This is a genomic window from Stutzerimonas stutzeri SDM-LAC (assembly GCF_000235745.1).
Taxonomy (GTDB): Bacteria; Pseudomonadota; Gammaproteobacteria; order Pseudomonadales; family Pseudomonadaceae; genus Stutzerimonas; species Stutzerimonas stutzeri_H.
Window position 1 is genome coordinate 45,276 of sequence record NZ_AGSX01000083.1, and the last position, 10,774, is coordinate 56,049.

The following is a 10,774-nucleotide window of genomic DNA, read 5'->3' on the forward strand; positions in this document are numbered from 1 at the left end:
TCGATGTTCGACAAGATCGTGGAAATCGTCTCGGCATTCGGCTACATCGGCGTGTTCTTGTTGATGTTGCTGGAGAACATCTTCCCGCCGATCCCGTCGGAGCTGATCATGCCGCTCGCCGGCTTCGTCGCAGCGCGCGGTGATCTCAATTTCATTGCGGTGATCCTGGTCGGCACGGCAGGTTCGGTCGTCGGCGCGCTGCCCTGGTACTACGCCGGCGCCAAGCTCGGCCAGGCGCGCATGAAGCGCTTTGCCGAACGTTGGGGGCATTGGCTCACGTTGTCGCCGGAGGATGTCGACAAGGCCAGCGAGTGGTTCGACCGGCACGGCAAGGGCGCGGTGTTCTTCGGTCGTCTGATCCCGGCGGTACGTACCCTGATCTCGGTGCCGGCCGGTATTGCCGGGATGTCGATGACCAAATTCCTGATCTATTCGACGCTGGGGTCGCTGATCTGGACCGCGCTGCTGGCGCTGGCCGGCTACCTGCTCGAATCGCAGTACGAGAAGGTCTCCGAGTACATGAACCCGATCTCCACCGGCGTGGTCGTGTTGATGGTGCTCTACTACCTGTACCGGCTGATCCGTCAGCGCTTCGGCAGGAAAGAGCACTAGGCAGTGACGCCAGCTCGCGCGACGCCACGGCGGTCGGCCAGGTCAGGCCGCGCCAGCTCTGTGGTGTTGCGGCTGGTGAGCACGCTCGCACTGATCGATCACGGCGAACACCTGCTGCCACATCTGCTCTGATTGTTGCTTGAGTTGTTCGGTACGGGCCTGGATCAAGGCCTGGATTCGCGCCGCATCGTCTGTGATCAGGTCGATCTTGCGCTTGATTTCCGCCTCGTCGGTGGTGACCTGAACCAGCCCTTCGGGGAAGCCATAGTCTTCGAAGAGCATCTGATACTTGTGGCTCCAGCCGGTGGCCAGCGCCGGAACGCCCTGTGACAGCGCGCTGACCAGGCCATGAAAGCGGCTGCCCAAGGTGCCGCTGCAGGCACCCAGGATGCCTTTGATTTCCAGCGCGCCACTTTCCTTGACGATCGGAATGCCGCCGACGGCCGCCGATACTTCGTCAGCCAGGCGTTGATCGTCCTTGCCCTCATGCACGAGCACGAACGGTTTGGCGCCTTTTTCCAGCAGGTAGCGCGTGCAACTGATGAGAAAGGGCAGGTAGGCCTCGCGCGTCTTCTGGTCGGTCTTATCGAGCATCCGGCAGTTAGGCACGATGCAGAAACGATTCTGCTCGGTATCGAAGCCTTGGGGCAGCACGCCGGTCATGAGGTTGGTGAAGTCCGGCGATTGCTTTATCTTGGCCTGCTCACCCACCAGTTCAGTCAGGTGTTCGTAGGACACGCGCTCGCGCGGGAATATCAGGTCGACGTTTTCGACCACCGTCTTCATCGCCGCACGGTTTTTCTCGGACTTGAATGGCCCTAGCGCCTGTGGCAGCAGGATCACGCGGGTGCCGTTCTTCTTCCAGCGCCGGGTCGATTGCGCCAGTTCCGCGCAGGGATCCTCGCCCCATTGATCGCTGTAGGCGAAGCCCGCTGCATCAATGACCACGTCGACTTCCCTATCCAGCACCACGCCGTACATCTCGCGCAGCGGCCGCGGGGTGAAGTTGGCAAGGGTGCCCCACTGTATGCCGTAGCGCCACAGCCAGGCCTTGGGGTAGAAGCCCAGCTGCACCAGCTTACGGAACGGTTGTTCGGCTTTTTTCGGGGTCGGCGCCATGACGAAGGTAGCGTCGGGATACCGGGTCCTCAGCTTCTGCAGCGCCGCGTGCAACATCAGCTCAGCGCCTTTATTGACGAAGCCTGCCTTTCTGATCTCGATAATCATCGCTTACCTCAGTTGTATACGATCAAGTCTTTCTCGGTCTTCTTGTCCGAATAAGGAATCCCTCCCGTTGGATCGGCATAGCCCACCGCCAGGAGCATCACAGTGCGCTCCTGATACGTTAGGCCCAGTATTTTCGCCAGTTGGCGTTCTCTTTCTTCAACGTCTGGCCAGTTGATCGAGCAGCTCGACAACCCCAGGCTTTCCAAGGCCAGCATCAACTGCATCGCTGCCAGCGAGCCGTCGATATAAACCACGTGGCGGTCGCGTGCTTCCGGGTAGCAGCCGAGGTCACCGACCACGGCAATCACGCAGGGCAGGTTGTCGTGGAAACCGGCGGTGCCGCCGGCGCACTTGGCGACCGCGGCGGCTTTTTCATTGCCGTTGCTGACATAGAAACGGAACGGTTGGCGGTTGCAGGCCGATGGCGCCAGCGCGGCGGCCCGCACGGCCTGTTCGATCAACTCGTTGCTCACCGGCTTGTCCTGATACCAGCGCACCGAGCGGCGGCGACGGAACAGCACCATCAGCTCGTCATAGCTGACCGGGCAGTTCGGCAGATCGCTGTGCGGGTAGGGCACGCAGCGGTTGGTCTCTTCAGGCGTCTGGGTGCTGGTGAAGGCTTGCTTGGCCGAATCGATGCGTGGCGTGCTACCGACCGCTGAGAAGTAGTCGGTGAGCACATCGTTGGCCCAGCGCTGTTGGCCGTTGACGACGCCCGCCTGGGTCGCATCGGCGAAGCAGCGGACCGTCGGGCCGATGTAATCCTCGGCAAAGGTACTGCGCCGGGGGCGCATGATCAGGCCCTTTTCCAGGCGATGCACGTTGCGCCGCAGAAAGGCGTCGTTGTCGCCCTGTCCGCGCATCCGTTTGGCGAAATTCAGCCGGCCAAGCAGCACGGCGCGGTGCTCACGATCGAACTCGCGGCTGATCAGGCAGTAATAAACCGAGGCCAGGAATCCGCTGGAGGAGAACAGGCGGACCAGGGCCAGGCCAGTGTTGTCGCGGGTGACCTTAATCGCGTTCTTGACGGGATCAGGCAAGGCTCTGGCGAGCGACATCAGGCTCATCGGGCGGCTCCTACAGCGTTGAATGCGTAACGGACGGGGCTGAACATCGATTTGGTCATCATGTAGAACACCGGGCGGGTCTTCTTGTGCACCAGCAGGGCAGCGTAGGAAGCAACCGCATAAGAAATGAGCGTGGCCATGGCGGCGCCTTCACCGCCGTAGTGTGGAATCAGCAGCAGGTTGATGCCGATGTTGGCCAGCGCGCCGAGGCCCTGAGTGATCAGTGAAAACATCAGCGCGCCCTCGATCAGAATCCAGCGGCTGAACGCCGCACGCATGAAGATGAACACGCCTGCCCAGATATGGATGGTGAGGATCGCGGCGGAGTTCTGGTATTCGTCGCCAAACAGCAGGGCGATCACGGGTTCGGCGACGAGCGACACCAGCACCGCGACGGCAATGGCAAGGATGAACAGGACATCGAAAAGCTGCTGGAAGCGCTTGTTGAACAGCGCCGGGTCGGCGGCGTGCAGCTTGATCAGCTTCGGGAAGAACGAAGCGACAATGGCGATCGGCAGGAAGTACCAGGCTTCTGAGAGTTGTGCCGCAACGGCGTACACGCCGACTTCCTCGGCGCCCACCATCCACTTGAGCATCACCTGATCGATCTTCATGTAGACGACCGCGAAGATCGACCCGAGGTACAGAATCCAACCCTGGCTGAGCAACTCCTTGGCCTTGGCCAAGCTGGCTTTCCAGCTCATCAGCGAGACGGTCGTGGTGCCTTTATAGAGCACCGCGAGAATCACCGCCGCCAGCATGAACTGCGCGGTATGGGCGAACGCAAAGGCGATGACGCCCGCACCGCTGAACACCATCAACAGCTTCAGACCCGAGGAAAGCAGGATTGCGCTGGACTTGGCGATGGCCGGATAGCGGGCCTGCACCTGGGACTGGAACCAGTACTCCACCACGTCGAAGGTCTGGAAGAAGATGGCCGAGGCGACGATCAGCAACATCCAGAACTCGGTACCGCCGACCTCTTCGAACAGCGATGCGTAAACGAGCACCAGGACGAAACCAATGGTCATGCCGGTCAGCTTAAGCATGAACGTGGTGCCCAGCGTCTCCGGAACCTTGTCCGGCTGCTTTACCACCTCGCGCACCACCAGTCCCGCCAATCCCATGTGACCGGCCGAGGCGAAGATCGTGGTCATGGAAATGGCGTAGGCGAGAATCCCGAACTGTTCCGGTCCCAGATAGCGGGCCAGCACGATCGCCATGAGAAAGCCCACGCCGATGTTCAGCAACCGCTCCGCCATCATCCATGAAGCATTGAACAGATACAGTTTGAGTTTGTGGAAGACGGTGGTGATTGCGCTCATCGAGTGGCTCGGTTCCTCAAGGCTGGCTCCGTGGTGGCAAGCATTGCCTTCAGCTGCGCTGGAGTGGCGACGCATAGCAGACCGTGCTTTGCCTGGCATGTTCCGGACGTAAACAATTGGACATGTATCGCCGGTCAGCCTGGCGAGGCGCTGGCGAAAGGCCGCTAGAGCTCCTCGGCTAGCAGCAAACTCGCGGGCTAAGTGCAGGCGAAACGGTTGGCTGGCGGTCCGTCTAGACGAGCCTGACCGGTGGCGGGGCAGACTGACGGTTACGCTGGTATTGCGTGGCTGTACTTAAGCTGATGGCCTTTTCATTTCAAAAGTGGAACTTTTGCCATCACACCTGCTCTTAACCCTGCTGCCGCTGCTGGCCGTTCCCTGACCCATCTCGATGTGTCAGGGAGCGCCTAGCACGGCGACCGGCCCTCCGCCTTGGGGCTGGTGCAAGGCTGCCGCGAAGGATCTCGCGAAGCGTCAGGATCGACGCAAGGAATCGCTGCTCGGAGCGGCCGAAGGGAAAGGACCCAGCCCAAACAGAAAAGCCCCGCATCGTCTGATGCGGGGCTTTTTTGTTTGTGTTGTCCCGTCCTGAACAAGGTTTACACCTTCAGAAACGACAAACCCCGCACGGAGCGGGGTTTGATGTCGCTTTCCGACCATGAGGAGTCATGGGAAAGCATTTGTATGGTGCCGGCACCAAGAGTCGAACTCGGGACCTACTGATTACAAGTCAGTTGCTCTACCAGCTGAGCTATACCGGCTAAAAGATGGGCGCCATTATAGCCATTGCTCGCGGCGAGTAAACTGTTTGTTGCCAGTTGTTTGCGTGAGTTTTCTCATGTGCTTGCATTCGGGTGTTCAAGCTCGGCAATCAGCATCAGGTTGCGTGGGGTCAGTTCCGCTGGGCAGAAGGTGCCCAGCCGCACTGCATAGCCGTTTTCCACCAGTAATAGTGCGCGGTCGAGCAGTAGCCAGAGCTCTAGCGGGCGTCGGAACAGGCCTCGCAGCAGTTCCAGATTGCGTACTTGGGCAAGTCGTTGCCAGCCGCGTTGTTCCAGCACATTCCAGTCTCGCTCCGGCGGTTCGGGTAGTTGCTTGAGGGTCGCCAGGTCACGGCAGTAGTGGGCGAAGCTTTTTTTCAGCCAGTTGCTGGGAAGCGAGGGTGTGGGCAGATACTCATCCGTGCCACGCAGATCACGCTGGAGCAGGTCGAAACCGAGGCGCCAGGCCATCGATTGGTCGCGCTGGCGGCGCTCGCGCGCACCGGCAGTGACGGTTTCGCTGAGAGGTAGGCCGAGGTCATCGCGAGAAAGCTCTAGCGCGGAATGTCGCGCGATTGCTGATAAGGGTTGGTAACGGTCGGCTTGGGTGCGGTTATAGCAGCAGGGCGCTAGCGCCAGCTGGTGGCAACGCTGCGCAATGCTCAGCTCGATCAGTCGAACATGCAGATCGCCACAGGCATGCAGCGCCACCGGTGTCATTGCTGGATCGAGCCGTGCGGACACGTCGTCGGCCATCACGTCCTGCTGGAGGTGACTGGCGTCGGTGCCGAGCTTCTGGCTGAGATGGGCACTGGCGGTAACCAAGGACTTATCCCACTCGAGGCTGGTCAGCTCGCCGCCACGGCTGACCAGCTGGCGCCCCAGATGGCCTTTGCCCGCACACCAGTCGAGCCAGTGCTGAGGCGCTTCTCGGAACTTCAACGCCGCACCGAATGCCTGAATTTGCCGCCATTTTCGCCCGGGTACGTCGGCTGGCTGCCAGGCCTCGGCGCTGGGAGTTGGGGAGGTGGGCAGCTCATCCATGCGGCTCAGTGCAGTGGTCTGCGCGGCCAGCTGTGGAAACGGGGCGGGCGCAAGGAGCTGTGCGGGCTGGTTGTGCGCCGCTTCGGCCTCGTCCAGCGAGCGGCCCCGCAACCAGCAAGCCAGTTCTGGATGTTCGGCTTCCCAGGCGAGATGCAAATGGGTGAAAGGGCGCGGGCGCCACAACGCCTGGTGCTGCAGCAGGAACTCGTCGAGTTGCCGAAAGTGTTCGGTCAGTTGTGCGTAGCTGAATGGGGCGGTGGGCATGGGGGCTCGGCGATGGCGGCTTCGTGACTATGATCGCGCCGAACGCCGCTGCCGAAAAGCGAGACGCCCGTCGAAGCGGGCGTATGAACAGGACTACTTGCCGTAAATCTGTTCGGGTAACCAGGTAACCAGCCCCGGGAACTGGTAGGCGATCACCAGCAGCAATAGCTGAATCGCGATGAACGGCAGCACGCCTTTGTAGATCGTGCTGGTGGGCACTGATTTCGGCGTCACCCCGCGCAGGTAGAACAGGGCGAAACCGAACGGCGGTGTAAGGAACGAGGTCTGCAGGTTCAGCGCGATCATTACGCCGAGCCACACCGGATCGAGCCCCATGGCCAGCAGCACCGGCCCGACAATCGGGACCACCACAAAGGTGATCTCGATAAAGTCGAGGATGAAGCCGAGCAGGAAGATCACCAGCATCACCACGAAGAAGGCTCCGAGAACGCCACCTGGCAGCTGCGCGAAGACATCCTCGATCAGCACTTCGCCGCCGAAGCCGCGGAATACCAGCGAGAACAGCGAGGCGCCAATGAGGATCAGAAACACCATGGCGCTGATTTCAGTGGTGCCATAGGCCACTTCGCGCAGCTGGCCGAAGTTCAGCTTGCCTTTATAGAAAGCAAGAATCATCGCGCCCAGAGCACCCAGCGCGGCAGCTTCGGTCGGGGTGGCATAACCCGCCAGGATCGAGCCGAGGACAGCGCTGATAAGCAGCAATGGCGGGACCAGTGCATGGATCAACTTACCCCATTCGATGGGTCCCAGTTCCTCCTGAGGCAGGGCTGGCAACTTCTTCGGTTGGAAGATGGCAACCGCGATGATGTAGAGGATGTACATGCCGACCAGCAACAAGCCGGGCAGTAGCGCACCGACGAAGAGGTCGCCGACCGAGACGGTCTTTGGCGAGAAGATGCCCATCTTCAGCTGCGCCTGCTGATAGGCGCTGGACATCACGTCGCCCAGCAGGACCAGCACGATCGACGGCGGGATGATCTGGCCCAGGGTGCCGGTGGCGGCGAGCGTGCCGGTCGAGATGGCCGGATCATAGCCGCGGCGCAACATGGTCGGCAGCGCCAACAGACCCATGGTTACTACCGTGGCGCCGACAATGCCGGTGCTGGCGGCGAGCAAAGCGCCGACTACGCAAACGGAAATCGCCAGGCCGCCGCGCAGGGTGCCGAACAGCCGCGACATGGATTCGAGCAGATCCTCGGCCACCCGGCTTTTTTCCAGCATCACGCCCATGAACACGAACAGCGGCACCGCCAGCATCGTCTGGTTGTTCATGATGCCGAACAGGCGATTGGGCAATGCGCTCAGGAAGCCGCCATCGAACGTGCCAGTGAGCATGCCGATACCGGCGAACAGCAGTGAGACACCACCGAGCGTAAAGGCAACCGGATAGCCGGCCATCAAGGCCACGCAGATGCTGATGAACAGCAGTATTGCCATCAACTCAGCCATGCTTCACCTCCGGCTCCGGCAGGCGTCCAGCAACGATGTAGGCGGCCTTGATGATTTCAGAAATGCCTTGCAGTACCAGCGTAAAAACCAGAACCAGAATGATGCTTTTCTGTATGAAAACTAACTTCAAGCCACCCGTCTCGCTGGAAGCTTCCAGCGTCGCCCAGGAGTTGGCAACGTAGTCCCAGCTGGCCCAGCCGAGGAACAGGCAGACCGGAAGCAGAAACAGCAGCGTGCCGAGCACTTCGACCAATGCCTGGTAGCGGGCGCTGAAACGCTGGTAGAAGATGTCGACGCGAACATGGCCGTTGCGTTGCAGGACCCAGGCCGCGGTGCCCATGAAGACCAATGCGTGAGCGTAGAGAACGGCTTCCTGAAGTGCGGTTGCGCCGATGCCAAAACCATAGCGCAGCACTACTACCAGGGCGGTCCCGAGGACCAAAAACAGGGTCAGCCAGGCACAGGCCTGTCCGAAGCGGGCGTTCACTGCATCGATTACTCTGGCGAGACCGAGCAGTGGCGGGGCATGTTTCGACATGGCAGATCCTTTATTGTTATGGCCAGGCGGCCGGCGATTCTAGGCGGCTGTGCGAGCGTGTCGCAACCGGCAGTACTACGTACGTAGTGGGTGTACGTAGTCACGGTGCTTGAGCGAGAGATAGCCATATGATAGCTAGAACCACCTGATATCGGGGCTTCCGATATTCAGCATTACAACAACAAGGAGTGACTCATGAAACGTCGTCAAATTCTGGCCGCCGCCGGTGCGGGCCTGGCTGCAGCCGCACTGGCGGGTTGCAACAAGGAAACCGAGAAAACCGCAGCCAAATCCGAAGGCAGCGCAAGCGCTGAGAAATTCCAATGGAAGATGGTCACCTCCTGGCCGAAGAACTTCCCGGGCGTTGGCGTTGGCGCCGAGAACTTCGCCAAGCGCGTCAACGAGATGAGCAATGGCCGGTTGACCGTCAAGGTCTACGCTGCAGGCGAATTGGTGCCGGCACTTGAAGTCTTCGATGCGGTATCTCGCGGCACAGCCGAAATGGGCCATGGCGCCCCCTACTACTGGAAGGGCAAGGTTCCGGCCGCGCAGTTCTTCTGTGCGCTGCCGTTCGGTCCGAACGCGCAGGAAATGAACGCCTGGCTGCACTACGGCGGCGGCATGGAGTTGTGGGAAGAGGTCTATAAGCCTTACGGCGTGCTGCCGATGGCCTGCGGCGCAACCGGCGTGCAGACGGCTGGCTGGTTCAACAAGGAAATCAATTCGGTCGACGATTTCAATGGCCTGAAAATGCGCACCCCCGGCCTTGGCGGCGAAGTACTGACCAAGATGGGCGGGACCGTGGTGAACATGCCGGCCGGCGAGATCTTCACAGCGCTGCAGACCGGTGCGATCGACGCCACCGAGTGGATCGGCCCGTACAACGACCTGGCGCTGGGGCTACACAAAGCCTCCAAGTACTACTACACGCCGGGCTGGCAGGAGCCGAACGTTACCTTCGAGCTGGACGTCAATCTCAAGGCTTGGGATACCCTGCCGGACGACCTCAAGGCCATCGTTCGTGCCGCTGCCCGTGCGGTGAACGGCGACATGCTCGACGACTACAACGCGAAGAACATGGAAGCACTGGAGCAGCTGCGCGAGCAGGGCGTCGAAGTGCGCCGCCTGCCTGACGAAGTGCTGGCCCGCCTGAAGGAAGTGGCGGCCGAAGTGGTCGATGCCTCCGCCGCTGCCGATCCGGTTGCCAGCAAAGTCTGGGAACAGCAGAGCGCCTATCTCAATCGCTTGTACGAATATGCCGAGCTGAACGAGAAGGACATCTACAACATCCGCGGTTGATCCAGCAAACCGCACGCACGAAAACGCCGCCCGATGGGGCGGCGTTTTTGTTTGCGTGGGGTCAGTTCTCCAGCGTCGCGTTCAGGCTGATCTGCGCATTGAGCACACGCGATACCGGGCAGCCTTCCTTCGCCTGGTTGGCAATCTGTTGGAACTGCTGGTCGTCGGCGCCAGGCACCTTGGCCTTCAGCGTCAGGGCGATTGCGGTGATGGCGAAACCTTTATCGTCCTTGTCCAGGGTGACTTCCGCGGTAGTGTTGATGCGGTCTGCAGTCAAGCCCGCCTGACCCAGCATCATCGACAGCGCCATGGAAAAACAACCGGCATGTGCGGCGCCAATCAGCTCTTCGGGGTTGGTACCAGGCGCACCTTCGAAGCGGGTGTTGAAGCCGTACGGGTTTTCCTTAAGCGCGCCACTTTCGGTGCTGATGGTGCCTTTGCCGCTTTTGAGATCGCCTTGCCAAACGGCGGATGCGGTTTTCTTCATGGAATTCTCCGAATGCTGCGAGTGGACGGGTGACGACGCGAATTGCCGCTTGAATGCATGCGGAGCGACAACCGGCCGGCTGGCCGGTGTTGCGTTGCCTAGTGTTGTTCGGCTGCGAGAATGGCGTTAGCCAGTTGCATGTCGCTGGCATGCAGTTGCGGCTGCTCGCGACGTAGCTTGACGAGCATCCCTTCCAGATAAGGGCCACGAATGGCGCCGTCGCTGGCCACAAAGCTGCTGGCGTCTTCGCGGGCCGCAGCGACCAGCTTGTCGTCGCGGAACGTCATGTAAGTGGAAGCGGTGGTGGCGCCCGATGACAAAATCTGGCGGACGAAACCTTCATCCGCCATCGCCGCGCCAAAAGGGATACAGCTCAGGGTAACGGCTGTCAGGATTATTCTGCGCATGATGGATGCCTCTGCTTGATCCTCCACTAGAGAGTGCGCAGCGCTCAGCAGAGTTCCTTGGATGCTATCCGCTGCGCTCGATCAGTTGACGAACCTTGGTGCCGAGCATGTCGATACTGAAGGGTTTGGCCAGCATGTCCATTCCGGGACCGAGGAACTCGCCACGTACCTGAGCATTCGGCGCGTAGCCGGTGATGAACAACACATGAAGGCCGGGTCGATGCTGGCGCGCGATTTCGGCCAGCTGCCGCCCGCTGATGCCGGGCAAGCCGA

Annotated in this window: 10 protein-coding genes, 1 tRNA gene and 1 pseudogene; 2 read left to right on the plus strand and 10 right to left on the minus strand. The window is 60.7% G+C overall.

The features are described from left to right. Positions 1-3 precede the first annotated feature (3 nt). Entirely contained in the window at positions 4-612 is a 609-nt protein-coding gene (locus PSTU_RS0109735; protein WP_019340847.1) for a DedA family protein, read from the plus strand. 42 nt (positions 613-654) lie between these two features. On the opposite strand, the gene PSTU_RS0109740 is transcribed toward PSTU_RS0109735, so the two are convergent. From PSTU_RS0109740 to PSTU_RS0109770, 7 genes are all read right to left on the minus strand, one after another. Then, on the minus strand, positions 655-1,839 hold the full coding sequence (locus tag PSTU_RS0109740) for a polysaccharide pyruvyl transferase family protein (RefSeq protein WP_019340848.1): 1,185 nt from the start codon (positions 1,837-1,839) through the stop codon (positions 655-657). Positions 1,840-1,847: 8 nt separating this feature from the next. Further along, positions 1,848-2,906, minus strand: a complete 1,059-nt coding sequence (locus PSTU_RS0109745) for a nitroreductase family protein (protein ID WP_019340849.1) — start codon at positions 2,904-2,906, stop codon at positions 1,848-1,850. After that, on the minus strand, positions 2,903-4,231 hold the full coding sequence (locus PSTU_RS0109750; RefSeq protein WP_019340850.1) for a flippase: 1,329 nt from the start codon (positions 4,229-4,231) through the stop codon (positions 2,903-2,905). The genes PSTU_RS0109745 and PSTU_RS0109750 overlap by 4 nt, the downstream gene beginning before the upstream one ends. Before the next feature lie 685 nt (positions 4,232-4,916). Beyond that, positions 4,917-4,992 (minus strand) — tRNA-Thr (locus tag PSTU_RS0109755). A gap of 75 nt (positions 4,993-5,067) precedes the next feature. Next, positions 5,068-6,300 (minus strand): methyltransferase, encoded by a 1,233-nt coding sequence (locus PSTU_RS0109760; protein ID WP_019340851.1) that lies wholly within the window; start codon positions 6,298-6,300, stop codon positions 5,068-5,070. Between the two features lie 93 nt (positions 6,301-6,393). Continuing rightward, the gene (locus PSTU_RS0109765) at positions 6,394-7,770 is read right to left on the minus strand and encodes a TRAP transporter large permease (RefSeq protein ID WP_019340852.1); all 1,377 of its coding nucleotides are present in this window, start codon (positions 7,768-7,770) and stop codon (positions 6,394-6,396) included. Further along, the gene (locus PSTU_RS0109770) at positions 7,763-8,308 is read right to left on the minus strand and encodes a TRAP transporter small permease subunit (RefSeq protein ID WP_019340853.1); all 546 of its coding nucleotides are present in this window, start codon (positions 8,306-8,308) and stop codon (positions 7,763-7,765) included. Before PSTU_RS0109770 ends, PSTU_RS0109765 begins: the two co-directional genes overlap by 8 nt. Before the next feature lie 195 nt (positions 8,309-8,503). Here PSTU_RS0109770 and PSTU_RS0109775 point away from each other — a divergent pair, with 195 nt between their 5' ends. After that, the gene (locus PSTU_RS0109775) at positions 8,504-9,607 is read left to right on the plus strand and encodes a TRAP transporter substrate-binding protein (protein ID WP_019340854.1); all 1,104 of its coding nucleotides are present in this window, start codon (positions 8,504-8,506) and stop codon (positions 9,605-9,607) included. Between the two features lie 61 nt (positions 9,608-9,668). Here the strand turns inward: PSTU_RS0109775 and PSTU_RS0109780 are convergent, their stop codons facing one another. From PSTU_RS0109780 to PSTU_RS0109790, 3 genes and pseudogenes are all read right to left on the minus strand, one after another. Further along, positions 9,669-10,094: an OsmC family protein gene (locus PSTU_RS0109780; protein ID WP_019340855.1), complete on the minus strand. Its 426-nt coding sequence runs from the start codon at positions 10,092-10,094 to the stop codon at positions 9,669-9,671. Between the two features lie 98 nt (positions 10,095-10,192). Continuing rightward, positions 10,193-10,501: a DUF2388 domain-containing protein gene (locus tag PSTU_RS0109785; RefSeq protein WP_029404704.1), complete on the minus strand. Its 309-nt coding sequence runs from the start codon at positions 10,499-10,501 to the stop codon at positions 10,193-10,195. Between the two features lie 64 nt (positions 10,502-10,565). Further along, positions 10,566-10,774 (minus strand): annotated as a pseudogene (locus PSTU_RS0109790) (response regulator); the annotation flags it as partial.